Source organism: Aeromonas sp. S15(2024), assembly GCF_041402265.1.
GTDB lineage: Bacteria > Pseudomonadota > Gammaproteobacteria > Enterobacterales > Aeromonadaceae > Aeromonas > Aeromonas dhakensis.
Genome location: NZ_JBGLQY010000009.1, coordinates 120,031 through 144,062 on the forward strand (window position 1 = coordinate 120,031; position 24,032 = coordinate 144,062).

Annotated in this window: 23 protein-coding genes; 1 reads left to right on the plus strand and 22 read right to left on the minus strand. The window is 63.5% G+C overall.

From position 1 onward, the window contains the following. Positions 1-75: 75 nt before the first annotated feature. From ACB033_RS17315 to mshI, 21 genes are all read right to left on the minus strand, one after another. Positions 76-663 (minus strand): nucleoside triphosphate pyrophosphatase, encoded by a 588-nt coding sequence (locus ACB033_RS17315; RefSeq protein WP_005308118.1) that lies wholly within the window; start codon positions 661-663, stop codon positions 76-78. Between the two features lie 51 nt (positions 664-714). Next, positions 715-1,200, minus strand: coding sequence for a rod shape-determining protein MreD (gene mreD / locus ACB033_RS17320; protein WP_005308115.1), 486 nt, complete (start codon positions 1,198-1,200; stop codon positions 715-717). Further along, the gene (mreC, locus tag ACB033_RS17325) at positions 1,200-2,093 is read right to left on the minus strand and encodes a rod shape-determining protein MreC (protein WP_024942712.1); all 894 of its coding nucleotides are present in this window, start codon (positions 2,091-2,093) and stop codon (positions 1,200-1,202) included. Before mreC ends, mreD begins: the two co-directional genes overlap by 1 nt. Positions 2,094-2,135: 42 nt before the next feature. Beyond that, positions 2,136-3,176, minus strand: a complete 1,041-nt coding sequence (locus tag ACB033_RS17330) for a rod shape-determining protein (protein ID WP_005308111.1) — start codon at positions 3,174-3,176, stop codon at positions 2,136-2,138. 204 nt (positions 3,177-3,380) lie between these two features. Then, positions 3,381-7,022: a DUF6701 domain-containing protein gene (locus ACB033_RS17335; RefSeq protein WP_139726143.1), complete on the minus strand. Its 3,642-nt coding sequence runs from the start codon at positions 7,020-7,022 to the stop codon at positions 3,381-3,383. Beyond that, positions 7,022-7,492: a hypothetical protein gene (locus ACB033_RS17340; RefSeq protein ID WP_010635369.1), complete on the minus strand. Its 471-nt coding sequence runs from the start codon at positions 7,490-7,492 to the stop codon at positions 7,022-7,024. Before ACB033_RS17340 ends, ACB033_RS17335 begins: the two co-directional genes overlap by 1 nt. Then, the gene (locus ACB033_RS17345; RefSeq protein ID WP_139726144.1) at positions 7,482-8,312 is read right to left on the minus strand and encodes a PilW family protein; all 831 of its coding nucleotides are present in this window, start codon (positions 8,310-8,312) and stop codon (positions 7,482-7,484) included. Before ACB033_RS17345 ends, ACB033_RS17340 begins: the two co-directional genes overlap by 11 nt. After that, positions 8,312-8,875 carry a prepilin-type N-terminal cleavage/methylation domain-containing protein gene (locus ACB033_RS17350; protein ID WP_139726145.1) on the minus strand — a complete coding sequence of 188 codons (564 nt, stop codon included), beginning with the start codon at positions 8,873-8,875 and terminating at the stop codon, positions 8,312-8,314. Before ACB033_RS17350 ends, ACB033_RS17345 begins: the two co-directional genes overlap by 1 nt. Next, positions 8,862-9,356, minus strand: coding sequence for a type II secretion system protein (locus ACB033_RS17355; RefSeq protein WP_139726146.1), 495 nt, complete (start codon positions 9,354-9,356; stop codon positions 8,862-8,864). Before ACB033_RS17355 ends, ACB033_RS17350 begins: the two co-directional genes overlap by 14 nt. 76 nt (positions 9,357-9,432) lie before the next feature. After that, complete coding sequence (locus ACB033_RS17360) at positions 9,433-9,900, minus strand: prepilin-type N-terminal cleavage/methylation domain-containing protein (RefSeq protein WP_005308091.1); 468 nt, start codon at positions 9,898-9,900, stop codon at positions 9,433-9,435. A gap of 14 nt (positions 9,901-9,914) precedes the next feature. Beyond that, positions 9,915-10,586 (minus strand): MSHA fimbrial major subunit MshB, encoded by a 672-nt coding sequence (mshB, locus tag ACB033_RS17365; protein WP_005308090.1) that lies wholly within the window; start codon positions 10,584-10,586, stop codon positions 9,915-9,917. 50 nt (positions 10,587-10,636) lie between these two features. Next, positions 10,637-11,125, minus strand: a complete 489-nt coding sequence (locus ACB033_RS17370) for a hypothetical protein (RefSeq protein WP_371140661.1) — start codon at positions 11,123-11,125, stop codon at positions 10,637-10,639. A gap of 119 nt (positions 11,126-11,244) precedes the next feature. Then, positions 11,245-12,465, minus strand: coding sequence for an MSHA fimbrial biogenesis protein MshG (gene mshG, locus ACB033_RS17375; protein ID WP_010635376.1), 1,221 nt, complete (start codon positions 12,463-12,465; stop codon positions 11,245-11,247). Between the two features lie 53 nt (positions 12,466-12,518). After that, complete coding sequence (gene mshE, locus ACB033_RS17380) at positions 12,519-14,228, minus strand: MSHA fimbrial ATPase MshE (RefSeq protein WP_371140662.1); 1,710 nt, start codon at positions 14,226-14,228, stop codon at positions 12,519-12,521. Positions 14,229-14,260: 32 nt separating this feature from the next. Continuing rightward, a complete protein-coding gene (locus ACB033_RS17385) occupies positions 14,261-15,370 on the minus strand; it encodes a tetratricopeptide repeat protein (protein WP_371140663.1) in 1,110 nt (369 codons plus the stop codon). Then, the gene (mshM, locus tag ACB033_RS17390; protein WP_371140664.1) at positions 15,367-16,257 is read right to left on the minus strand and encodes an MSHA fimbrial biogenesis protein MshM; all 891 of its coding nucleotides are present in this window, start codon (positions 16,255-16,257) and stop codon (positions 15,367-15,369) included. The genes ACB033_RS17385 and mshM overlap by 4 nt, the downstream gene beginning before the upstream one ends. 92 nt (positions 16,258-16,349) lie before the next feature. Further along, complete coding sequence (gene mshL / locus ACB033_RS17395) at positions 16,350-18,080, minus strand: pilus (MSHA type) biogenesis protein MshL (RefSeq protein ID WP_017785706.1); 1,731 nt, start codon at positions 18,078-18,080, stop codon at positions 16,350-16,352. A 70-nt stretch (positions 18,081-18,150) separates the two neighbouring features. Further along, positions 18,151-18,477 carry an MSHA biogenesis protein MshK gene (locus tag ACB033_RS17400; RefSeq protein ID WP_005308073.1) on the minus strand — a complete coding sequence of 109 codons (327 nt, stop codon included), beginning with the start codon at positions 18,475-18,477 and terminating at the stop codon, positions 18,151-18,153. After that, entirely contained in the window at positions 18,470-19,117 is a 648-nt protein-coding gene (locus ACB033_RS17405; RefSeq protein ID WP_371140665.1) for an MSHA biogenesis protein MshJ, read from the minus strand. The genes ACB033_RS17400 and ACB033_RS17405 overlap by 8 nt, the downstream gene beginning before the upstream one ends. Then, entirely contained in the window at positions 19,117-19,710 is a 594-nt protein-coding gene (locus tag ACB033_RS17410; RefSeq protein ID WP_017785708.1) for a PilN domain-containing protein, read from the minus strand. The genes ACB033_RS17405 and ACB033_RS17410 overlap by 1 nt, the downstream gene beginning before the upstream one ends. Positions 19,711-19,807: 97 nt before the next feature. Continuing rightward, positions 19,808-20,671, minus strand: coding sequence for an MSHA fimbrial biogenesis protein MshI (mshI, locus tag ACB033_RS17415; RefSeq protein ID WP_010635383.1), 864 nt, complete (start codon positions 20,669-20,671; stop codon positions 19,808-19,810). Positions 20,672-20,740: 69 nt separating this feature from the next. Here mshI and ACB033_RS17420 point away from each other — a divergent pair, with 69 nt between their 5' ends. Continuing rightward, on the plus strand, positions 20,741-21,688 hold the full coding sequence (locus tag ACB033_RS17420) for a 1-aminocyclopropane-1-carboxylate deaminase/D-cysteine desulfhydrase (RefSeq protein ID WP_026141112.1): 948 nt from the start codon (positions 20,741-20,743) through the stop codon (positions 21,686-21,688). An 89-nt stretch (positions 21,689-21,777) separates the two neighbouring features. Here the strand turns inward: ACB033_RS17420 and ACB033_RS17425 are convergent, their stop codons facing one another. Further along, on the minus strand, positions 21,778-23,706 hold the full coding sequence (locus ACB033_RS17425; protein ID WP_005308066.1) for an RNase E specificity factor CsrD: 1,929 nt from the start codon (positions 23,704-23,706) through the stop codon (positions 21,778-21,780). Between the last annotated feature and the right edge of the window lie 326 nt (positions 23,707-24,032).

Genomic DNA, 24,032 nt, shown 5'->3' on the forward strand with positions numbered 1-24,032 from the left:
TCAAATTCTGGCCGCCCTGTTCGAATGCCATGCCGGCCAGCGAGGCGGGCGGCGCTGACCACGGCGGCGACGGGATTAGCGGATCTGTTCCAGATGATGCTTGATCAGCAGATCCGTTTCCAGCAGGGGCAGGCCGACCACGGCGCTGTAGCTCCCCTCGATGCGGCTGACGAACTTGCCGGCGATGCCCTGGATAGCATAGGCGCCGGCCTTGTCGCACGGCTCGCCGGTACGCCAGTAAGCCTCGATCTCGGCCTCGTCCAGCTTGCGAAAGGCCACGTTGGTGGTGACCAGCCGCACGTCGCAGCGCTCCGGAGTGGCCAGCGCCACCGCCGTCATTACCTGATGCACCTTGCCGGAGAGCGCCTCCAGCATGTCCTTGGCATCGAGCAGATCGGAGGGCTTCTCCAGCACCCGGTCACCCAGCACCACTATGGTGTCGGCCCCCAGTACCGGCAGCGCCGTGGGCGCGGCGGCCACGCCGGCCATCGCCTTGTCGCGGGCCAGCCGGCACACGTAATCCTGGGGCTTTTCACCCTCTTCCCGCTGTTCCGGCACATCCAGCTTGAGGACTTCGAAACGGTAACCCAGCTGGGTCAACAGTTCGTGGCGGCGGGGTGAGCCCGAGGCGAGATAGAGTTGCAGTTCGTTGTGCTTGTTCATAATCGCTTGATGAGATGAGGTTCGGTTACAATTAGTTGTTTTTACTCACATTCACTTGATATTGAAGCGCCGGCGCACCTTGCGCAAGACCAGGAAAACCCAGGGCCATATTAGCATGGTGCTCAGGGTCGACCAGAAGTAGGCGAAATTGAGGCTGGCCCGGCTGAACAGGTGCTCGGCCCAGAAGATGGTCACCTTGCCCACCAGCGAGAGGCAGCCGATGATCAGCGCCTGTTGCCAGAGGGAGAAGTTGCGGATCTTCTGGAACTGGAACGCCGCCAGATAGGTGGTGATGGCCATCGCCATGGCCCGCACGCCGAGGGTGCTGCCGAGCAGCACGTCCAGCAGCAGGCCCGCCACCCAGGCGGTACCGACGTTGGTCCGGTGCGGCAACGCCAGCGCCCAGTAGATGAGCACCATGGCGAGCCAGTCAGGCCGGAAGGGTTCGAGTTGGAAAGGAAGCGGCAGGATCGACAGGCTCAAGGCCAGCAGGATCGAGATCCAGATCCAGATCCTGCCGCTGGCGGGTTGTAACATCAGCGCGTCGCTCCCGCAGCAGAAGGCGCCGGCGTGGTAGCCGGGGCCTCTTCATCGTCATGCACTTCCGGTTTCTTGTCGGTCCACAGCAGCAGCAGGTAACGCAGGCGGTCCAGCGCCACCAGCGGCTTGGCCTCGACCTGGGCGAAGGGCTTGCCCTCCACGTAGTCGGAGCGGGTCACGGTCGCTACCGGATACCCCTCCGGGAAACGGCCGCCGAGGCCCGAGGTGACCAGCAGATCGCCGACCTGCACGTCGGTATTGCGCGGCAGGTTGCGCAGCTCCAGCTTGTCGAGCTCGCCGCTGCCGGAGGCAATGGCACGCAAGTCGTTGCGCAGCACCCGCACCGGGATGCCGTGGCTGGAGTCGGTGATGAGCAGGACGCGGCTGGTGGTGGAGCCCACGTGCAGCACCTGACCTATCACCCCCTGATCGTTGATCACCGGCTGGCCGTTGTAGACACCGTCCAGCGCCCCCTTGTTGATCAGCACCTGATGGCTGAAGGGGTCGGAATCCACCGACAGCAGCTCGGCCACCATCTTGCGGGACTCCTTGTGCACCGGCGAACCGAGCAGCTCGCGTAGGCGCTGGTTCTCGTGCTCCAGATGATCCATCTTGAGCAGGCGCGAGCGCAGGGTGAACAGCTGTTGTTCCTGCTGCTTGGTCTGCTCGATGAGGCCGGCCCGGGTCTGCACCTGGGTCGACATGGTGTCAAGCAGGGTGCCTGGCGCATTGGCCATGTATTGCAGCGGGCTGACGAGTGAGCTGAGGTAGACGCGGACGTGGCTGAACACACCGAAGCGGGAGTCCGCGACGATGGCAGCAATGGAGATGATGACGGCGAGAAACAACCGTAACTGAAGCGAAGGGCCTCTACCAAAAATGGGTTTCATGGGTCGTCAAAAAAGAGCCGGCACGCTGGCCGGCTTTGGGTCTTATTCGTAGTGGAACAGATCGCCACCGTGCATATCGATCAGCTCCAGCGCCTTGCCGCCGCCACGGGCCACGCAAGTCAGCGGATCTTCGGCCACCACCACAGGGATGCCGGTCTCTTCCATCAGCAGACGGTCGATATCTTTGAGCAGGGCACCACCACCGGTCAGCACCATGCCGCGCTCGGAGATGTCGGAGGCCAGCTCGGGCGGAGACTGCTCCAGCGCCACCATCACGGCGGAGACGATGCCGGACAGCGGCTCTTGCAGCGCTTCCAGAATCTCGTTGGAATTCAGGGTGAAGCTGCGCGGCACACCTTCGGCCAGGTTGCGACCACGCACTTCGATCTCGCGCACCTCTTCGCCAGGATAGGCGGAGCCGATCTCGTGCTTGATGCGCTCGGCGGTAGCTTCCCCGATCAGGCTGCCGTAGTTGCGGCGCACGTAGCTGATGATGGCTTCGTCGAACTTGTCGCCGCCGATGCGGACGGACTGGGAGTAAACCACACCGTTCAGGGAGATGATGGCCACTTCGGTGGTACCACCACCGATGTCCACCACCATGGAGCCGGTCGCTTCGGAGACCGGCAGGCCGGCACCGATGGCGGCAGCCATGGGTTCATCGATCAGGTAAACCTCGCGGGCGCCGGCGCCCAGAGCGGATTCCTTGATGGCGCGACGTTCCACCTGGGTGGAGCCGCACGGTACGCACACCAGCACACGCGGGCTGGGGCGGAAATAGTTGTTGTCGTGAACCTGTTTGATGAAGTGCTGCAGCATCTTCTCGGTCACGTAGAAGTCGGCGATCACGCCGTCTTTCATCGGGCGAATGGCGGAGATGTTACCCGGGGTACGACCCAGCATCTGCTTGGCGGCATGACCGACAGCAGCGACCGATTTGGCGTTCCCGCGCTCTTGGCGAATGGCGACAACTGAGGGTTCGTTAAGGACGATCCCTTGATCTTTTACATAGATCAGGGTGTTGGCAGTTCCCAAGTCGATCGACAGATCGTTGGAAAAGACGCCTCTGAGCTTTTTGAACATGGCTACGGGAAATCCTAAGAATTTGGAGGTGCAGAAAACCGGCTAACTTTACCAATGCCCACCCCAATCGGCAAGCGCTCAAACTGTCGCCAGCCCATCGGGCGCGACAAAAATGCGAGTCATCACTCACCCGCACAAGCCGGCAAACGCTAATAAACAAGGGGATAGGGGGTCGGCGGCCAGCCAGCGCCCCCGCAGCCCCGCTCAATGCATCACTTCGCGCCGATAAATAATTCTGTCATTACCGCGACTTGAGCCGAAAATGGCCTCCCCCTGCAGGGTCTGGGGATCCGACAGCCAGAGTGGTTGTGTCGGCTGTTTCGCTAGCTCCACCCGGTACGGAATGCGCACCGCCATCTCGGGTTTGCCAAACTGCAGCAGGATCTCGCCATCTTTGGCCACCGCCGCCATGCCGCCCGGTGGCGAGCTGCCCAGCCCCAGCTTTATCTTGCGATTGCCCCCTATGTTGAGCTCGCTGCTGGCAGTATCGAGGCTCTGGCCTGCGCCCGAGAAGCTGAAGCCCTGATTGGCCAGCGACAGCAGGGTGCATTGATCCAGCCTGTTTTGCTGCCAGCCACCGGCCTCGTAATACTGCATCTGCTGCGCCACGGCCAAGGCGGCCGATGCCACCCCGGTCTCGGTCTTCGCCAGCAGCCGGCCGAAATAGACCTGCATCGGCACTGTGTCGATCAGGCGGGCGTTGCAACTGCCACCACTGCAGTCACCCACCACCCCGTCGTTGAAATTGGGCATGGCGATCAGGCTTCTGTCGCCATCGTTATCCCGCATGTAGAGGCCAAACAGCAGCGACTTGTAGGGGCCATCCGGCTGGACGTCAGACACGCGAACAAACTCGCTGCTGCCGGTAAAGGCGGCGCGTCCATCGAGCCACGGCAGCGGCTGCAGGCTGCGCAGGCGGCTCGACAAGGTCTTGCCATCCTTGTCGTTGGCCACAGTGATAAACGCACTGCCCTTGGCGAAATCCCCCGTGTAATTTGCCGTCTGGGCACCGGCCAGGTTGCGGGCGCGCACATCCAGCGCAACCCCGAAGGGCTGCCCCATATAAGAGAAGACATTGCAGGCCGGCACTATGTCGCCGCTCACCAGCTCGAAGTCGGCCGGGATGAAGCGGCCCACCGGCTGGCTCTGGCTCGGCGGGACCGTGGTATTGAAGTAGCCGTTGGTCGGCGGGGTCGCCGTCAGCCTGAACACTCCCACCTCGCTGACGCTCTGTTCCATGCTGGTCGTCCCGTTGGCCGCGGCACCATGGTCATAACTGGTTTTACCCAGGCTGGCGGTACTGCCCGGCGTCGGTGCCACCAGGGTATTGCTCAGGGCGATGCCGCTGAGCGAGAAATTGGGGGTCGCGAGATTGCCGGTGCAGATGTCGCCGTCGTTGGCTGACTCCCAGGCCACCGCCTTGATGTCGACCTGAAATGATTCCCCCGCCTTCTTGAAGATCGGGCAGCTGGCATAGTTGCCCGTACATGCTGCCGCTGCGGTCGTGATGCAGAGCCCCACCGGCCGCGCCACAAACGCATCCGAGCCCAGCATCATCAGGCCAGCTTCACTGCCGGTGCCGTCGTAGCGGGCATCCAGCTGAACCTTGCCGGCATCCGGATAGGTGACCGTCATGCTCGACTGCCCCTGGGCATCGAAGTTGAGGGAGAGCGCAGTGGCATTGCCCTGGCTGGTGCCGATCACGCTGTTGTTGACGCTCATTCTGCTGTTGTAGATGTTGCTGGCGGGCGAGACATAGCTGCTCCAGAACTTGATGCTCTTGCTCTGGTTGGCAAACCCCGGTACGCACTGCTTGGTCACGTCGCTCTTCTTGACCGCCTTGATGGCCACCGTCTGCGGCTGGTTCGAGTAGGTGTCGGGCACATCGAAGATGAAGCCGCTGTCGGCAAAGGTGAGGGTGCAGGCGGCGCTGCTCAGCGCCCCGCCACCCGAGCGGCAGAGGGTGGTGCTGAGCGGCTTGGTCGAGGGCGTCGAACCACTGACCCCCACGGTGACCGCGCCTGCCGTCGTGTTTCTGAGCTGCAATGTTGTGCTGCCGCCGCTGAAGTTGACTACGTTGCCCCCGACCCAGCCGCCGCTGGTCGTCGTGGTGGGGAGCAGGGTCGCGCTGACCGGATCGGTGATCAGCACGCTGCAATCCGGGTTGGCACAGGCCCGGATGGTGAGGGTTTCCGGGTTGCAGGTCAGCGCATTGCCGCTGTGATCGAACTCGAAGTGATCGATCTGGGTACCTACCGGGCTGGATCGCAGGGCGCAGATCCGCACGTTGTCTATCTCGTGGTAGTTGGTGACCGAGCCGGTGGATCCGGTCAGCGACAGCAGGAAATTGGCCGGCACCGCCGCCTGACCGGCCTGGCTCGCCATGTTGAGGGGGCCGATCAGGGAGCTGTAGCCAGCCCCGGTATCCCGCTCCACCGTGGCCAGCGAGCTGCCAGCCACCCGGGAGTCGACCGTGATGCGATAGCGATGGGGCCGATTGCCGTTGGTGCCGCTGTCGACGGTCGGGTTCAGGTAGCTGCCGGTACCGGCGAGATAGTTGTAGCCTGCGGTGCCAGACCCGGAGCCGCGGATGGAGACCGCCTGCGGCCGTGACCCCGGATTATAATTGCCCCCCTCGTTGGCGTAGTTGCCGTACTCATCGAGCCCGACCCCGAGCCAGCCGCCAGCAAAGCCGCTGATACCGGGTTTGTAGCCATAGCCCAGCGGGCCGCCGAAGGCCCCCGGCTGCGGCGTCAGGGTCGAATCGGAGAGCACAACCGCCATGCCGTCTGCCCCGCTCGTGCCAGAGGTCTTGTAGGCGTATTGATCGAATTCGATCGTCACCAGGTTGCCGGCCCCCGGAAAGAGGCGCTGGAAGGTCGCCGAGGTGGCCTGATCGGTGACGTTCTGGGTGAGTCGCAGGCGGCCATTTTGTACCGATGGCAGGGTACTGTTGTTGCGCTGGGCCACCACCCAGCTGTCCGGGTTGATCTGGCCGCTGTCGAAACCGTCGGTAAAGCAGGTCAACGGCGGCGGCACCGCGTAGTCGTTGATGCTGGACTGGGTATCCATACTCAGGTAGCGGGCCGTCACCCTGCCATAGACGGTGGCATTGTTGTTCATGGTCAAGCGGCCGTCGGTGTAGAGATAGCCATAAAACCTGGTGTTGTTGTCGATGGTCATGTCGCCATAGCTGACCCAGACAAGGCTGCCCTGATTGGTCGCATTGATGTTGACCGTGTTGACCAGCTTGACATCCTTGTTGACAAAGATGCGGGTGGTGCCGCTGCCGGAGAGGCGGATGGTGGCATTGTCGAGTACCAGTGCATCGATGAAATAATCGCCGTCCCCCAGAACCAGCACGCCATTGTTGCGCACGCTCAACGACTTGATCTGGTAGGCGTTGCGGCTGGGGAAAGTCACGGTACAGCCCTCGACCGTGGCGGTACCATAGTCCGAGAAGAGAGCGGTCTGCTGGCCCTGTTGACACAACAGCGGCATGACCGAGGTGATGGAAGGGAACTTGTTGTTGCCTGTCAGCGCAAGGCCGCGGATATCGCTGCCGGTGATGGCGCAGACCTTGTAGCCTCCCGCTCCGTTATCGCAACGGGGAGTATTGTTCTGATCCGGCTGGATGGAGCAGAAGTTGAGCGGCAACCCGCCGGTACCGTTGATCTTGGCGTTGTTGAGCTGGCTCAGCTGATAGCCGCTGATCTGATGGCAGACATCGTTGTTGTCATCATGATGACCCTGCACCACGGCCGGGAAGAAGGTGCCGGTATCGATGGGATCGAAGGCCCAGACCTGGCCAGTGAAGAGGGCCAGCGCCCACAACCATTTCATCATCAGCCTCCGTCATACGCTTCGACCATCAGGGTACGGCTCACCCTGAAGTCTGGACTGGCACTGGTCAGGTCATTGCGCAAACCGCAGGTGCCGACACTCTCGAGCCGATAGCCGGTGCTCGTCACGTTGTTGTAGCTGGTCGCCAGGGTGCGGCACTGCACCACCGCCTGACAGTCGACCAGCCCGGGGTTGCCGGCGAAACTGATCGTCCTGCTGGGCTCGCACTGTGCCGGTGGCTGGGGCTGGGCCGCCGTCCGGTTGGGGAACAGTCGATAGAGCGCCAGCTCCAGCCCGCTCTGGGCCGCCAGCAGGGCGCGCACGCTGCGCACCTCCACCGTGTTCTTCTCGCTGCTGTCGAGCAGAAAACGCCCCATGACCGCCGCCAGCATGGCCATCACCACGATCACGAACAGGGCGATCAGCAGGGCACTGCCCCCCATCTTCTTGCTCTGGCGCCGCTCAGGGAACATTGAACACCCCCAGCTTGTGGTTGAAGGTGACCGCTTCCCCCTTGCGCTCGAACACCAGCCGCACGCCGAACTCCCCTTCGCTGTTGAAGGCCGTGGCCTCCCGGTAGAAAGAGCCGGCCCGCAGGGCGTCGGCCATCAGGATCCCCAGCGGCATGGCCGCGCTTGTACCATTCAGCGCCATGCTGGCGCGGTACATGGATCCCGCCTGCACACAATAGCGTACCTGTTCGCGGGCAAAGTAGACCCGGCTACCAGGGGAGAGACCGGCCAGACTCTCGGTCGCTGCGTAGCGCAGGGTCTGAGCCCCCGAAACCGGAGCCAGCACTTCGGTGACCCTGGCGACGCAGCGCCCGTACTCGCAACCATTGCTGAGCGAAGGCTGGTTGGCATCGGGCAGCGGGAAAATGGCCAGCAGATCCCCCACCGCGACTGCACTGGCATCCGTGCTTAAGGGATCGACGGCCGAGGCAGGGGTGGCCATCACCAATTCGAGGGTGGTTGTGCTGCCGGACACATTCCGGTTCAGGGCGATGTAACGGCTGGAGGTGCTGATGGGCCAGAAGCGCAGGCAGGGGCCGCTGTCGCTCCAGCTGCCGTCCAGCGTCTCGATGCGCTCCGAACCCGGCAACGCATTGCGTACCTCGCGGTTGAGCCGCTCCATGGCAAAGCGGGCATCGCTCATCAGCTGCTCGCGGCTGCTGGCATCCCCGTAGATCTGGCTGCCAATGCCGATGAACTGGCTGGCGAAGGTGGCCATGATCCCCAGCAGCAGGATCACCATCACCAGTTCGATCAGGGTAAAACCGCCCGCCGTCCGCATCAGTAGTTGCCCCGATAGAAGGAGAAGTCGAGCACGCTCTCATCCGGCAGCTTGATCTGCAGATCGATGCGCTTGCCCACCGAACAAGGGGCCAGACAGGTGTTGTTGAAGGTGCCATCGCTGAAGTCGACCGGACTCACCGCAATCCTGACCTGATAGTTGCGATACTCGTCGCTGGCGATGATGCCGCCGCTCTGAGTGTAGAAGCTGGCATCCTGCCAGTTGCCGGCGGTATCGAAATCGTCCACGTCGTTGAACGCATAGGGGGTGGGTTCGCCGTCCGGACCGTAGCGGGTCGAGCAGGCCGGGATGGTGACACCAGTCACCACTTCACCACAGCGATAACGACCGCCGTTGTGATCCGATTGCTCGTCGAACGACTTTTGCTGGATCTCGCCGGCCAGCCGCTGGGCCAGCTGAGCCGCCCGCACCTGCTGCACCGGATCCACCGCGCTGGGGGCCTGGTTGACGAGCAGACCCAGGATGCCGGTCAAGGCCACCGCCAGCAGCACTATGCCGACGATGAGCTCAATCAGGGTAAAACCGCGATCAGGGGCTCTCATGAATGAAGCCCTCCGACTCTATCTTGATGCCACCCGTCTCCTGGCCATAGCTCACCAGCAGGGTACAACCCGTGACACAGCTGCCGAGTGGCCTGCCCATCTGATCAAAACGGATCACGAAACTGCTGGCGTTATTGAGGGAGATGCTCATACCGGTGGAAGGGGTGACCAGGCGGCCACGGGTGCGCTGATTGTCGCTCCAGCCGACCATGGGGCCGGGGACTGGACAGCCAGCACCGGTCGCCGCCAGCGTGATATGGGCAAAACGGGAAGCCTCTACCACCAGCTGGGTACAGCGGTCGGCAGGTTCATGCATGTTGATGGTCTGCACCAACCGCAGCCGGGTCAGCAGCTCATCACGCAGGGTTTGGGTTTCAACGCCGCCTTTGCCCAGCCATTTGGGCACGGCAAAGGCGGCCAGAATCCCGAGCAACAGGATCACAATCACCAGTTCAATCAGGGTAAAGCCAAGTCTGCTCATTGAAATAGATCGCATACCATTTTTACCCATCAAAAATGAGCAGAGAGAACCTCTCTCTGCTCATCCGAACATTGTATTAATTGCAGTCAGTGGTCACCGCTGTCGGTACTGAAGTCGACGTTGCCTCGGTGTAAGTCACGAAGCAAGTGGTAGAAGTGGTAGATACGCCATTCGGGAAAATTTTGATGGCGGCAGGACTGGAACCAGTCGGTGCGGAAAACGCCCATTCAGTACTATTCAACTCAACAACAGTTGACAGCGCAGCAGAGGTCGCAACCGGGTAGCCAAACAGCGTAGAAACTGTTTTTCCATTGCCCAGATCCAGGTCGTAAGCAGTGCTTTCTTTGTCTTTTCCTTTGAGAACTGACTTGCTGTAAACCATGGCACCAGCAGAGTTCAAGGAACCAGCAACACCTTTCAAGGTGGACGTTCTGGCATCATCCTGCAGATTCAGGAACTTGGGTGCAGCGGTCACTGCCAGGATACCCAGAATGATGATCACGATGACCAGTTCGATCAGGGTAAAACCCGCCTGTTTTTTCATCTTGTTTTCCTCTGTCAATTAATATTGGTGGTCACCTGACCGGAAGCCGGACGGTAACTGAAACTCATGAATGCATCAGTACTGCCTTGCGGATCCTGATACTTGCCATCACTACCCTTACTCAAACTATTGACCAGATAGTAGCGGCAGACCGAGTCCAGGCCGTTATTGGTCACACTGACATAGTATTTCAGGTCATTGCCACTACCACGCACCTCGCTGAAGCTGGTGGTAGCCTTGGGCGGATTCTGCAGCAGACCCTCCCAAATCTTGAGACAGCGCGGGGCCGTCAGGTTGGCCGGATCCACGTCGATGCCACCGCCCGCCGAGGTATCCATGGGGTAGCCGGGCGACAGCTCGCCATTGCTGACCTGGGTATCGGTCGGGGTGGTCAGGTAGAAGCGGGAGCCGTCATAGAGTACGGTATTGAGGCTGTCCTGCTTGGCGCGCCCTTCGGCCTCCCATTGAGCCCGTACCAGCGATACGCCAGTAGCAAACCCGCCGGAGACCCCCTCCACGCTGGCTTTCTTGGCTTCGTCGGTCACATCGAGAAAACGGGGCAAGGCCGTCACCGCCAGGATCCCCAGGATGACGATGACGATCACCAGTTCGATCAACGAGAAACCCGCTGCCCGATGGGGGCTCGCCACACCGGCATATTTTGGAACCAGTCGCGTTGTTGTCATGAACCCTCCGTAATAACCCACATTATTTCATGTAGATACAAAAAAATCATTTAGCTGGGTCGCAAAAAAAGCCTCATTCGGGGCTTTCCCAGCACTCTGCCGTCAGAAAAGTGATAAATCAGCCAATTAGGTTCCAAGCCGAACTCACATCCGGTGCCATCCTGGCTCGCTAGGGCCTGCACCGGCGGCTGAGTTGAGGCCGTAGCGCCGATGAGCCGATCCCACAGCCAGCGGCAATGCTCGGAGGGCGTCAGCGGGTCACCGCTACCCAGCGGCCAGCCCCGCGCATCAAACTGCCAGGCCACCCCGTCGACGTGCAACAGGGCCGGACGTCGCTGCTCGAGCCAGAGCCCGTGCAGGCGTTGGGCTCGCTCGGCAAACTGCTCCCCCAGCAGGGTCAGGCTGACGGCCAGCGCCTCCTCCCGATGGACAAGATAGCTCCGGGCCAGGGTCGCCACTATGATCAGCAACAGGATCACCGCAGCCAGTCGCCGATAGCCTCCCAGCCAGTGCTCATTCTGTTGTGACTGTCGACTCACCCGTCTCGCTCCACGCTCTGCCGCTTATCCACACCGCCCGCATCATATCCCGCCTCGTTGACCGGTTATTTGCCACGTACGGCGCACACCATGCCCCGCAGTGACGGTAAAGATACCGGCTATTTGCCGCGTACGGCCCGCATCATGTCCCACATCGGCGTAAAGATACCCAGCGCCAGGATCAATACCATGACCGCCACGATCCCGATCAGGATCGGCTCGATCCGGGCGGTGAGGCTCTTGAGGTCATAATCCACCTCCCGTTCGTAATACTCGGCCGCCTCGTGCAGCAGATCATCGACCTGGCCGGTCTCTTCCCCCACCGCGATCATCTGCATCACCAGCGGGGTAAACAGGCCGCTGGCCCCGGCGGTACGCAGCAGGCTCTCGCCCCGCTCGATGCCGGCCCGCATGTCGCGGATCCGCCCCGCCATGTGCGCGTTGTCCACCGCGTCGGCCACCAGGCTCAGTGCCGTGTTGAGCGGCACCCCGGCCTTGAGCATCATGGAGAAGCTGCGGGCGAAGCGGGCCAGCAGGGAGCGCTCTATGATGGTGCCGACGATCGGCAACTTGAGCTGCCATCTGTGCCAGGTCAGCTTGCCCTTGACCGTGCTGACCCAGTGTCGCCAGCCAAACACCATGGCCAGCAGCACGCCGAGCATCACCCACCAGTAGTGCACGAAGAAGTGGGAGGTGGCGAGCAGGATCCGGGTCGCCAGCGGCAGCTCGACGCCAAATTTGGCGAACATGCCGGCAAAGACCGGGATCACCATGATGTTGAGGATCACCATGGCGATGCCGATGGCAATCAGCACGAAGCTGGGGTAGCGCATGGCGGTCTTGATCCGCTTGCGGGTTTCCAGCTCCAGCTCGAAATAGTTGGCCAGTTGCAAGAACGCCTCTTCCAGCTGACCCGTGTTCTCCCCCACGTGGATGATGGCCACGAACAGGCTGCTGAACACCCTGGGGTGTGCCTGCATCGAACTCGACAGCGGCCGGCCGTTGCCCAGATCCTCCCCCAGCGCGTGCAGCGCCCGCTTGAGCGGCTTGCTGTGGGCGCTCTCCTCCAGCCCGGCGATGGCGCGCAGGATGGGGATGCCGGCCCGGGTCAGGGCATACATCTGGCGGCTGAACACCACCAGCTCGTCCAGCCGCACGCCCCGCTCCAGCAACAGGGACCAGTCGAGGGCGGCCGCCTTCGCCTTGCCGGGTTTCAACTCGGTCGGCATCACGCCGCGACGCATCAGTTGCTCGGCCGCGGCCATCTCGTTGGCCGCGTCCACCACGCCGCTGACGGCATTGCCCTGGCTGTCGCGCCCCTTGTAGGCAAAGCTGCTCATGGTGTGCCTCGCGCCAGCCGGCCCCGTTCACTGCCGATGAAGTTGGTCATCACTTACCCCAGATCCTCGGCCAGTCTCAGCACCTCGTCCACCGAGGTGATCCCTTGGCGGGCATAATCGAGCGCCGTCAGGGCCAGGGGTCGGTAGTGCTCGTGCTCCCGCGCCGCCCTGGCAAACCCTTCGGCGTCGTTGCGGCGCAGGGCATCCATCATGGGCTGATCCAACTCCAGCAACTCATACACCCCGATCCGGCCGGCATAGCCGGTGAAGTTGCAGCTCTGGCAGCCGCGCCCCTTGTGGTAGACGTGCTGGCCCGGCGTTTCGCCGGAGAGCACGGTCAGCCAGGTGGCCTGGCCCTCGTCCGGCGCCTTCTCCTCCACGCAGTGCTCGCACACCCGCCGCACCAGCCGCTGAGCCACCACCGCCCGTAGCGCGCTCGCCACCAGATAGCCGGGCGCCCCCATGTCGATGAGGCGCAGGGCGCTGGTGACGGCGTCGTTGGTGTGCAACGTGGTCAGCACCAGGTGGCCGGTGATGGCGCCGCGTAGGCCGATCTCCACGGTTTCGTTGTCCCGCATCTCGCCCACCAGCAATATGTCCGGATCCTGGCGCAGGGTGGAGCGCAGCACGTGGGAGAAGGTGAGCCCGATCTTGGGATTGACCTGCACCTGATTGACCCTCGGCAGCCGGTATTCCACCGGATCTTCCACCGTGATGATCTTCTGGCTGGCCTGGTTGAGCTCGGAGAGGGCGCCGTAGAGGGTGGTGGTCTTGCCGCTGCCGGTGGGGCCCGTCACCAGGATCATGCCGTGGGGCCGCTTGAGCTGGCGCCGGAAGCGGGTCAGAATCTCCGGCGGCATGCCGGTCTCGGTCAGCGACAGGATGCCGGAGGATTGGTCCAGCAGCCGCATCACCACGGACTCGCCGTACTGCACCGGCATGGTCGACATCCGCACATCCACGTCGCGGCCGCGTACCTTCATGTTGAAGCGGCCATCCTGCGGCAACCGCTTCTCGGATATGTCGAGGCCGGCCACCAGCTTGAGGCGCAGCACCAGCGCCTGGGCGATGCGCACCTCGCTCAATATGTTCTCGTGCAGCACGCCGTCGATACGCTGGCGAATGCGCAGCACCTTCTCGTCCGGCTCGATGTGAATGTCGGAGGCCCCCACCTGCACCGCATCCTCGAACAGGGAGCGCAGCAGCTTGGCCACCGTCGCCTCCCCCTCGTCACCGGCCCCCAGGTTGCTGGAGCCGAGCTCGAAGCCGGCGTCCTGATACTCCTCGTGCAGCTGCTCGGCGAAGCTCTCTATTTCGCGGGTGCGGCGATAGAGGCGGTCGAAATACTCCAGCAGCTGCCCTTCCCGGGCCACCGCCAGCACCATCTCGCGGGGACTGAGCAGGGCGGCGATGGCGTCAAGGGCGCTCAGGTCCGCCGGATCCGACATGGCCACCGTCACCCTGTTGTCGGTGAGGTTGACCGCCAGCGCCCGGTAGCGGCGCGCCTGCACTTCCGGCAGCAGCGGCACTGCCGACGCATCTATGGTGAGGTTGTTGAGATCGAAGAAGGGCACGTCCAGCTGGCGAGCGAGGAACTGCAGCAGCTGCACCTCACTGATGAAGCCGAGATCGATCAGGGTGGTGCCCAGCTTGCGGCCGGTCTGACGCTGCTGCTGCAGGGCAAGCTGCAGCTGATCATCCGAGATGATCTGCTCTTGTACCAGCAGGTCGCCGAGGCGCATTTTCAGTCTGGGTTGTGCCATGCAAACTCCAAAAAAGTGATCCCGGCCGCCCGTCAGGGGGCGAGCTGGGCAATACGCTGTTCAAGCCAGCTGGTCGAGGCCTCGCCCAGGTTGCCGTGCAACTGGGCATTGCGATAGGCGTCCAGCGCCCGCTGGCTGTGGCCCTGGCCATCTTCGGCCACGCCGAGCCCGAGCCACCAGCGGCCCTGATCCGGCTGCTGGCGCAACAATTTCACGTAGAGATCCGCCGCCTCGGTGTGCTGGCCCAGCTCCTGGCTGAGCCCGGCCCAGGTGGCGTAATAGTCCAGATTGCTGGCGAGATCGGGCCGGTAGCCGGTCAGCCAATCCAGCGCCTTGCGCTGATCACCGCCACTGATGGCGAGCCGCGCCAGCAGCAGCCGAAAATCCGCCTGCCCCGGATCGAGCCTGAGCCCCTCCTCCAGCAACTGGCTCGCCTCGCTCAGCCGCCCCTCGCCGTAGAGCAGACCCGCCAGCTGTTCGCGCGCCCCCTGATTGTGCGGGTCGTGGGCCAGCACCTGATAGTAGTTGTCCTGGGCATCGCGCAGCTGCCCCTTGGCCATGGCGGTGGTGGCCTTGCGCTCGGCCAGGGTGGCCAGCTCGGCCTCGGAGAGGTTGACCGTCTCTATCTTGAGGATGCCGGGCTTGCGCGGCGCGGCCGCAGGGGCCTCCTGCTCCGCCGCCAGTTCGGCATAGAGGTCGGGTTGCAGCTCCTCGTCGCTCGGCCCCTCCTCATCGACGGCCGCTACGTCTGCCTCGTCGGCGACAGCCTCTTCCTGCGCAGCCGGCGCCTGTCTCGGTTCGGCGGCCGGCGATGGGGCAAGCTGGCGCGGGGTCGGCAGCGCCACCACCTGATCCACCGGCTCCTGTTCTGCACTGGCCGGCACAAGGGCGGGCACGGCGTGGGCAACGGCGTCCGGTGTGGGCTCGCCAGCCGCCTGCAACTGACGAACTTCAGCGACCCGCTGGCTCTGCTGCCAGTAGATCCAGGTACGCCAGCCCAGAATGCCGAGGGCCAGCCCGCAGATCAGGGTCAGCAGCAACATCCACCAGCCCTGCTGGCGGACGGGAGGCACATAGACGGCCCCCTCGCCCCCCTGCTGACGCTGTTCCAGATCCTTGAGCATCTGATTGATCACGCTCATTGCCAGACTCCATAGGCGAGGGCGCAGCCCAGCAGCAACAGCAGCGGCCACCAGCGCCGCGACACGAAGCGGCGAGCGTCATCGGTATCGCGCACGGCCAGTCGCACCAGCCGGCCGTCGATCTGGCGCGCCCCCTGACCGTAGGCCAGCATCAGGCACTTCTGCGCCAGTATGTTGATGAGCCGCGGGATGCCGCGCGAGGCGCGCCACAGCTGGCGCAGGGCCGCCCCGCCAAACAGCGGGGCCCCGCGATAACCGGAGATGTGCAATCTGTGCTCCAGATAAGCCCGGGTTTCATCGAAACGCAGCGGCCGCAGGCAGTAGGAGAAGCCGATCCGCTGGCGCAGCTGGCGCAGATGGGGCTTGGCCAGCCTGGCGTCCAGCTCGGGCTGGCCAAACAGCACTATCTGCAGCAGCTTGCTCGATTCGGTCTCCAGGTTGCCGAACAGCCGGATCGCCTCCAGCGTCTCGTCCGGCAGCGCCTGCGCCTCGTCGATCAGCACCACCACCCGGCTCCCCTGCCGATGCAGACTGATGAGGTGGCGATGGATGCGATCGGTCAGATCCAGCTCGCTCTGATCCCGCACCGGCAACCCCAGCTCCAGCGCCAGGGCGATGCGCAACTCGGCCGGGCTGAGATGGGGATTGGGCAGCCAGGCCAGACGCACCGGCCGCTCCTCCGAGCCCAGTTCGCTCAGCAGCTTGCGGCAGAGCAGGGTCTTGCCGGTGCCGACCTCGCCGGTCACCTTGATGAAGCCCTCCCCCTGTGCCAGCGCCCAGTTGAGCACCTGCATCGCCTCCTCGTGCGGGGGCAGCCCGTAATAGAAACCGGTGTTGGGGGTGAGGCCGAAGGGGGCCTCCTGCAGCCCGAAGTGGTTCAGGTACATGTCGTCAGCTCCCACGCCAGGGCCGGGCGGTCTGCAACAGACCACCCGTCAGCACCAGACCAGGGGACAGAGCCTGATACGCGTTCATGCCATCACCCCTTGGGGGGATACCATTTGTCGAGCAGTTCGGAGGAGCGCTGCAGTTCGTTCTGCCAGGTGTCCTTCTCCACCACGGTCGGTTTGAGCAGGATCACCAGCTCCACCTTCTTGGTGCTTTCGCGCCGATTGGTGAAGGCCTCGCCGACCCAGGGAATGTCCCCCAGCAGCGGCACCTTGCTGACGATCTCCTGCTTGTCGGTCTTCATCAGGCCACCGATGACGATGATGTCGCCGTTGTTGGCCTGCACCACGGTATCGGACTCGCGGATCGAGCTCCTGGCCAGCGGCAGGACCAAGGGATCCGCCGTGCCGACATCGATGGTTTTCTTCTGCTCTTCGGTGTCGATGACGGAGGGGTGGATATGCAGCAGCACCTTGCCCTCTTCGTCGATCTGCGGCGTCACATCCAGCGCGATGCCGGAGAAGAAGGGGGTCAGCTCTACATTGGGCGTGACTATCGGTGCCGATGTCCCTGAGGTGGTGGTCGTGGTGGAGGCGTTGGTGACGAAATACTCGTCGGTCCCCACCTTGATCACCGCCTTCTGGTTGTTGGTCGCCGTCACCCGCGGGCTGGAGAGGGTATTCACATCCCCCTGGGTCTTGAGCAGGTTGACCGCCACGTTGAAGTTGCCATCCGTGATGGTAAAACCGGCACCGCCACCAATTGCCTTGAAAATCGGGTTTGTTGCGCCCACCAGGCTGGTTCCCAGCGAACCGGCACCGTTCAACAGCTTGTACGCAGGGTCGCTGCCCGGAGCAGTCAGGATGGGCTGAGCCACCGTCGGAATACCCTTGTTGCCATCCCAGCTGGCCGTCAATCCGCTCCAGTCCACCCCCTGCTCGTAGCCTTCGCTGAGGGCCACCTCCAGGATCCGCGCCTCAAGCACCACCTGGCGCTTGAGGTGGCTCTCGGACTGGTTGAGGAACTCGCGCACCGCCTTGAGCTCCTTCGGATAGGCCCGGACGGTGACCAGACCCGCCTGCGGGCTGGTAATGACGGCGCGACCGTCACCGCTGCCGACCAGGGTCTGCAGGGTATCGCGCAGATCGGTCCAGTAGTCGCTGTTGGTGTCGGTCTCGATGCGGGTGCCGTTGCCGTCACTGCCCGAGCCGCCATTGGAGGAGCGGTTGCTGGTGTTGTTGTTGGTACTGCCGTTGGCGTTATCGAAGTTGTTGTTATTGCTGCTGTTGCTGTCGTTAGAGGCCACCCCGCCGGTGCTGACCGAGGTGCGGGAGAGGCCGCGCCGGGACATCATCAGGTAGTTGACCGGAATGGTCTCGGTACGCAACCCGGCCGGGTAGACGTGAAACACGTTGCCCTTGCGCTGCACATCGAAGCCGTACATGTCACCCACCACCGCCAGCACCTCGGTCAGGGTCACGTCCTTGAGCTCGACCGAGATCTGGCCGGCCACCCCGGGGTGCACCGCCACGCTGTAGCGGGAGCCCTTGAACAGAGAGCCGAAAAATTCCACCGCATCCACGTCGTGCGCGGCGATGCGCAGCCTGGGCTCCGGCATGCTGATGGCCTGGGGCGGGCGGTTCAGTTGCAGCAGTTCGCTCTGTACCGACTTGGGTACACTGGTCAATGCGCCGGCCTTGCTCTGCTCGGTCATGGCATGCCGAAGCGCGTCCTTGGCCTGCACGGGTTCTGGGTGGCGGTAGCTGGTACAGCCTGCCGTCAGCACGGCCACGGAAATCAGGCAGAGATGATGTTTTTTCATGTAATTAGTGCGCCCTGACTTGCAATTAAACTCGACAAACCTGGCCCCGCCCATCCCGGACGGAGCGCGTTCAGATGCGGATCTTGCTGGCAAACAGGGTCAGCGACTGGCGCTTGCCCCCCTTCTCCAGCACCACGGCATCTGCACTGATGGCCACCACGCGATAGCCCTCGACCTGCTGGCCGACCCGATAGCTGCTGCCGTTGAGCACCGCCAGCGCCGGGCCGTTGCCCAGCATGATGCTCTGCAGCCTGGGTAGACCGGCCTCGCGGGAACCGGTCGCACTGGCGCCACTGGTGACGCCGCTCAAGGGAGCGGTGGGATCCTGCAACACCTCGGTCTGTGCCTGGGCCAGCAGGGTGAACAGACACGCCCACAGGGGAAACCATCTAGCCACGAATGAACTCCTTGCTGGTGCTGAGGGTGTAGATCTCCATCTCCACCACGGCCCTGGGGTGCTCCTGCACCTGATAGTCAAACTGCTTCCAGTAGAAGTGGCGCGGCAGCGCCTCCAGCGCCTTGAGGTACTGGTAGACGTCGAAATAGCCACCCTCCAGCTTGAGGCGGATGCCGTGCTTGAACAGGTTGATGCGCTGCTCGCCCGCCATCAGCGGCTCGGGCGCCAGCGAAGTGAGCGCCACCATGTGCAGATTGGCGGAGCGCGACAGCAGCGCCTCCAGCACCTCCGGCATCTCGTGGGCCTGGATCAGATCCACCGTCTGGGCCTTGAGCGCCGCATCCAGCTTGCCGATCTCCTCATCCACGCCAGCCAGCTGGGTGCGCACGTTTTGATCCGGATCCCGCGCCAGCCTGGCCTGCTTGCCCTGGTTCTCGAGATCCATGATCTCCAGATCCCGCTGGGCAGAGCTCAGCGCCAGCCGATCCTGCTCCAGCCGCACGACGGCGGCATCCAGCCAGCCATAGGTAGCGATGGCACCGACCAGCACCACACCGGTCAGCATGATCAGCACCCGCTCACGCTGGCTGAGGGCGCCCAGCTTGTCCGCCCAGGCCTGCCACTGCGCTTTCAGGCTCATCAGGGCTTCTCCCGTTCGATGCCGCTGAGCTGGAAGGCCAGCCGACCCTCCTTGTCACGGCTCAAGGTCAATTCACCAAACTGCTTGCCCGCCAGACTGGGGGTCTGCTTGAAACGGTTGACCCAGGCCGGCACGTCCTGGCTGCGGCCGGCGAAACCGGACAGGTTGACACGCCCGTCGGCGATCTCGATCCGCTGCAAGGAGAGCTGCGGATCCCGGATGCGGGAGAGATCGGCCATCAGCCCGGCATAGCCCCTGGATTTTTGCAGCGCCAGGCTGCCCAGTTGCCTGATCAGGCCCTGCTTGGCGGTCAGCTCCTCCTGCCTGGTGACAAGCTGTTGCTGCAGCAGGCCATCGGCCTGGTGGCGGGCCAGCTCGGCATCCAGCCGCTGCGCCTCGCCGCGTTTGACCTCCAGTTCAGCCCGCAGCTGGGCCAGCTCGCGCTCGACCCCGTGCTGCTGCCAGCCGATGACGGCGGCGGCGCACAGCAGCACCAGCACGCAAGCGCCCCACACCAGCGCCATCTGGTTGAGGCTGGCCCACTGCCGTCTGGGCCGAAACTCGGCGCCATAGAGGTTGATCTGACGCTTCATCAGGCATCCTCCCCCAGAGCCGCTGCATAGGCCGAGAGATATTCCACGCCGGCAAGGATCACCTTGTTGGCCATGGCAGCCGACATGGCAAGCGCGCTCATTGCTCACCTCCCAGGGCGGCAGCATAGGCCGAGAGATATTCGACTCCAGACAGGATCGCCTTGTTGGCCATGGCGGAGACGGCAAAGCCGAAGGTCTGCTCCATGTGGCGCACCAGGGTGCCGATGAAGGGCGAGGCGATGGCGAGCTGCATCTGGCCGAGTTCCGGCAGCTTGAGCTGGCCCGCCAGGTAATCGAGGGAGCGCTGGATCTCCAGCGCCAGCGAGTCGAGCAGCATGGCGTCCGGCTCGTGCTCGCCGGCGAGGGCCGTGAAACCACGCAGCTGACGGGAGAAGCAGAGCCCCCCCTGATGGAACACCAACAACTGCAGGTCCTGCCCCTTCGGCTGCCACAGCAGCATGCGTACCGTCTGATCCGGCTCGTAGAGGGCGGTCATCGCCAGTTCATCGCTGACGATGGCCTCCAGGGTCGCCACCTGATTGACCGCATCCGCCAGCTGCTGCACCCGGGCCTTGGGCACGCAGATCACGTTGATGCGCGGCCGGCCGGCGGGCGGGGTGGGCAGGTCCACATAATCCATGGCGAGCTGCAGCACGGGCTCGTTGACGTAATCCTTGACCGCCCAAGGCAGGGCACCGGCCATTTCGGCATCGGGCACCGCCGGCTTGTCGATCTGGACCTGTTGATAAAGGCTGGCCGCGAGGGCGACTCGCACCTTAGACTTGGCGAGGCCGTGGCGGCTGAACAGCTCGCCCATGGCCTGGGACCACTCTTGCGGGCCGTTGATGGCGCGGGTGGCGAAGATGGGTGGGTTGCCGAGCGAAGCCAGCATGATCCGATCGCCGGCCAGCAGGAGTCCCACCTGTCCGCCCGGGGCCGAACGTCTGAAAAGTTGTTTCATTGAAACCCGCACCTGGCCGCCCAAAATGGATTAAACCTTAGCATAAACAGAGCATTAGCCTCCAGATAAATGACGGATTACTCATTGCCACCCCAGCCCCAATCTGGCTTGTCGTTGCCGTTGCAACCGGCCCTGCTGCCCTCGCCGCTGCACGCTGTCTCGCACCCGCTGTTGAACGCCCATGATGTCCAGCTCTGGTGCAAACGGGACGATCTGATCCACCCCGCCATCTCGGGCAACAAGTGGCGCAAGCTCAAGTACCACCTGCGGTATGCCGAGGAGCAAGGCAAGCGCCATCTGCTCTCGTTTGGCGGCGCCTACTCCAATCATATCCATGCCCTGGCGGCGGCCGGGTGCCAATCTGGCCTGCGTACTACCGGCATCATACGCGGGGAACCGGAGGCCGTCAGCAACGCCACCCTGAGCGCGGCGAAAGGCTGGGGCATGGATCTCATTTTTGTCGACCGCCAGAGCTACCGGCGACGGCAGGATCCCGCCTGGCTGGACCAATTCCAGGATGAAGAGACCCTGATAGTGCCGGAGGGGGGCAGCAGCCCGCTGGCCATCCCCGGAGTGGCCGAGCTGGTCGACGAGGTGCCCTTCTCGCCGGATCTCTGGGTATTGCCTTGTGCCAGCGGCGGCACCCTGGCCGGGCTCATCGCCGGCAAGCGGGATCCGGAACAGATCCTCGCCATCGCCGTGCTCAAGGGGGGGAGCTTCATCGCCGACGAGGTGCGCCGCCTCCACCCGGCCGCCGCCGACACGCCCGGCTGGCGGATCGCGCTGGATCACCACGACGGCGGCTATGCCAAATTCACTCCGGCGCTCTGGCAGTGGGTGCAGGCCTTCAGCGCCGAGACCGGTCTGCCACTTGAGCCCATCTACAGCGGCAAGGCGATGTGGGGGCTGTTTCGCGAACTGGCGGCCGGTCGCATCCCGCGCGGCAGCAAGATCGTCTTCATCCACACCGGCGGCATGCAGGGGCTGGCGGGACTGAGAGAGCAGGGGCGCCTGTGACGGGCTGCCGGGCGCGGTGCAGGCGTTGAACCACCGCTCTTGACCACAAAAAAAGAGAGGGTCGCCCGGGCGACCCTCTCTTGTCTCCATCAGGCGCCGGCCGGTTCCAGCACCAGCCGCTGTGGCTCGGCGAACCAGGGGCCCTGCCCGGCGTGCACCCCGAGGTGGCGCAGCATCTTCCACTCGTCGCCGCTCTCCACCCCCACGGCGATGACCCGGGTGCGGGTATTGGCACAGCCCCCCACCAGGCTGCGCACCGCCATCTGGTTGACCTGGCGGGTGTGGATCTCGCGCACCAGGCTGGGGTGCAGCTTGAGGAAGTTGATCTCGAACTCCTTGATGTACTGGGTGCTCACCACGTCCTGGCCGGCATGATCGATGGCCAGCTGGCAGCCCAGCATGCGCAGCGCCCGCAGCGGCCGCTTGAGCGCCTCGTAGTGGCGGGTCACCTGGGCCTCGGAGAGTTGCAGGATCAACCGCTCATTGGTGCTGCGCGGCAGCTGGAACAGATCGAAGAACAGCCAGCGCTGGAACTCCCGGTGCAGCAGGCTCTGGGCACAGAGAGTCAGGCTGATGGGACAGCTCTGCTCGGAGCGCTGACGCAACAGGGTGAGAGTCTGCTGTGCCACCAGCCGATCCAGCGGCAGCAGCAGCCCCGCCTTCTCCGCCATCGGCATGAAGACGCCGGCCTGCAGCTCCCGCCCCTGCTCGTCGTGGATCCGGATCAGCAGATCCTGCTGCAGCACCACCTGATCCCGCTCCTGCTGCACCGGCTGCACGTAGAAGTCGATGCCGTGCTCCTCGATGCGCCGGCCGATCAGGGTGCGCCAGCGCACCGTACCCTTGCTGCTCTGCTCCTCGTCCAGCTGCTTCTCGTAGAGGAACCAGCCGGTGTGGCCCTGCAGCTGCGCGCTCTTGAGCGCCAGCTCCGCCTCCTCCTGCACCTTGAGCAGGGAGTCCTCGGCCTGATAGCAGACCGCCCCCAGATAGACGGCGGTGTCGGCATTGACCGCCTCGGGCCAGTGCAGCCGCTGCAGACTCTTGTGCAGCTGGCCGGCGGCATCCACCATCTCGCTCTCCGACATGTTGGGCAGCAGCACCGCAAACACCTGGCCGGCATAGCGCGCCTGCAGGGCACCGCTGTGCTTGCGCACGAAGGCGGCAATGGAGGCGCTCGCCTCCATCAGCAGATCCTGACTCTGGCGGCCGTTCAGCTCGGGATCCAGCTCCTCCAGCCCGGCCAGCTCGATCAGCAGCACGCCGCCACTCATCACGCTCGCCTCCATGATGGCGCTCTCCAGCCGGTTGTCGAAGAACAGCCGGTTGCCAATGCCGGTCAGCTTGTCGACGAAGGCGTTGCTGCGGATGAAGTTGTCGAAGCGGCTGCGCTCCTTGCGGGCATCCGCCAGCTCGGCCAGCAGATAGTCGAGGGCCTGGCTGGCTGACTGCGGCCACTCGTCGGCCGGATCGTGGGCCAGCTTGGTCAGTTTGCCGTCCAGGATCAGCTGGGCCCGCTCCGCCAGCAGCTCGGCCCCGCGCAGTTGCAAACGCAGCCAGCGGATGGAGTACCAGAGACCGAACACCACGATGAAGATGCCGAGGGAGATGCCGGACATGGCCTTGATGGAGTACTCGAACTCCTTGAACGGCCGCTCCAGCTTGAAGTCGGCCTGCATGTCGGGTTGATGGGGAATGGCCTGGTGATAGGGGATCAGCAGGCTCTCGTCGGTCGGCTGCTGCACGTCGCGAAACCAGTAGATCCGCTGCTTGTTCTGGCGGATCTCCAGCTCAACCACGTGGGCCGAGCGCAGCAGGGTCGGCAGCCAGCGGGTGAGATCCTGATGATCGTCGGCGATCTCCAGCTGCTTGTCGATGATCTCCACCAGGGAGTTGACCTTCTTCTGCTGCAGCTCCATGCCCAGCTCGCGAAAGCTGAACACCCCGCCAAGCAGCACCATGGCCATGGCCGCGATGACGCACAGGGTAATAAACGAGACAAGCTGGGTGGTCAGTTTCATGTACCTTTCCGTATGCCCGACAACTTCCATGTGGCTTCATCGTATCAGCCAACCTTGAAGCGCGCCTATGGACGAAGATCCCGCTTCTGGAATTAAGCGGGCGAGCATACCCAAACAGGTGCGAGAACACCAAGCCCCGGACAGGGTGGCGGCCAAAAAAGGAGGATCAAGGAAGAGAAAGGGAGGCTGGGCTCAGGGCCATGGCCGAATGACAGGCAGAAAAATGGTCCCGCAGAGGGGACCAAAAGAAACACTCATATCAAAACTAACACTCTGTGCTACTGACAAAAAAACAGATACAGGAGTATTGAACACACGGTGAGTCA

Excerpts from the sequence above, each read along its gene's own strand:
- ACB033_RS17315 (WP_005308118.1), bottom strand. The coding sequence starts at position 663 with ATGAACAAGCACAACGAACTGCAACTCTATCTCGCCTCGGGCTCACCC.
- mreD (WP_005308115.1), bottom strand. The coding sequence starts at position 1,200 with ATGTTACAACCCGCCAGCGGCAGGATCTGGATCTGGATCTCGATCCTG.
- mreC (WP_024942712.1), bottom strand. The coding sequence starts at position 2,093 with ATGAAACCCATTTTTGGTAGAGGCCCTTCGCTTCAGTTACGGTTGTTT.
- ACB033_RS17330 (WP_005308111.1), bottom strand. The coding sequence starts at position 3,176 with ATGTTCAAAAAGCTCAGAGGCGTCTTTTCCAACGATCTGTCGATCGAC.
- ACB033_RS17335 (WP_139726143.1), bottom strand. The coding sequence starts at position 7,022 with ATGATGAAATGGTTGTGGGCGCTGGCCCTCTTCACTGGCCAGGTCTGG.
- ACB033_RS17340 (WP_010635369.1), bottom strand. The coding sequence starts at position 7,492 with ATGTTCCCTGAGCGGCGCCAGAGCAAGAAGATGGGGGGCAGTGCCCTG.
- ACB033_RS17345 (WP_139726144.1), bottom strand. The coding sequence starts at position 8,312 with ATGCGGACGGCGGGCGGTTTTACCCTGATCGAACTGGTGATGGTGATC.
- ACB033_RS17350 (WP_139726145.1), bottom strand. The coding sequence starts at position 8,875 with ATGAGAGCCCCTGATCGCGGTTTTACCCTGATTGAGCTCATCGTCGGC.
- ACB033_RS17355 (WP_139726146.1), bottom strand. The coding sequence starts at position 9,356 with ATGAGCAGACTTGGCTTTACCCTGATTGAACTGGTGATTGTGATCCTG.
- ACB033_RS17360 (WP_005308091.1), bottom strand. The coding sequence starts at position 9,900 with ATGAAAAAACAGGCGGGTTTTACCCTGATCGAACTGGTCATCGTGATC.
- mshB (WP_005308090.1), bottom strand. The coding sequence starts at position 10,586 with ATGACAACAACGCGACTGGTTCCAAAATATGCCGGTGTGGCGAGCCCC.
- mshG (WP_010635376.1), bottom strand. The coding sequence starts at position 12,465 with ATGAGCAGCTTTGCCTACAAGGGGCGCGACAGCCAGGGCAATGCCGTC.
- mshE (WP_371140662.1), bottom strand. The coding sequence starts at position 14,228 with ATGGCACAACCCAGACTGAAAATGCGCCTCGGCGACCTGCTGGTACAA.
- ACB033_RS17385 (WP_371140663.1), bottom strand. The coding sequence starts at position 15,370 with ATGAGCGTGATCAATCAGATGCTCAAGGATCTGGAACAGCGTCAGCAG.
- mshM (WP_371140664.1), bottom strand. The coding sequence starts at position 16,257 with ATGTACCTGAACCACTTCGGGCTGCAGGAGGCCCCCTTCGGCCTCACC.
- mshL (WP_017785706.1), bottom strand. The coding sequence starts at position 18,080 with ATGAAAAAACATCATCTCTGCCTGATTTCCGTGGCCGTGCTGACGGCA.
- ACB033_RS17405 (WP_371140665.1), bottom strand. The coding sequence starts at position 19,117 with ATGAGCCTGAAAGCGCAGTGGCAGGCCTGGGCGGACAAGCTGGGCGCC.
- ACB033_RS17410 (WP_017785708.1), bottom strand. The coding sequence starts at position 19,710 with ATGAAGCGTCAGATCAACCTCTATGGCGCCGAGTTTCGGCCCAGACGG.
- mshI (WP_010635383.1), bottom strand. The coding sequence starts at position 20,671 with ATGAAACAACTTTTCAGACGTTCGGCCCCGGGCGGACAGGTGGGACTC.
- ACB033_RS17420 (WP_026141112.1), top strand. The coding sequence starts at position 20,741 with ATGACGGATTACTCATTGCCACCCCAGCCCCAATCTGGCTTGTCGTTG.
- ACB033_RS17425 (WP_005308066.1), bottom strand. The coding sequence starts at position 23,706 with ATGAAACTGACCACCCAGCTTGTCTCGTTTATTACCCTGTGCGTCATC.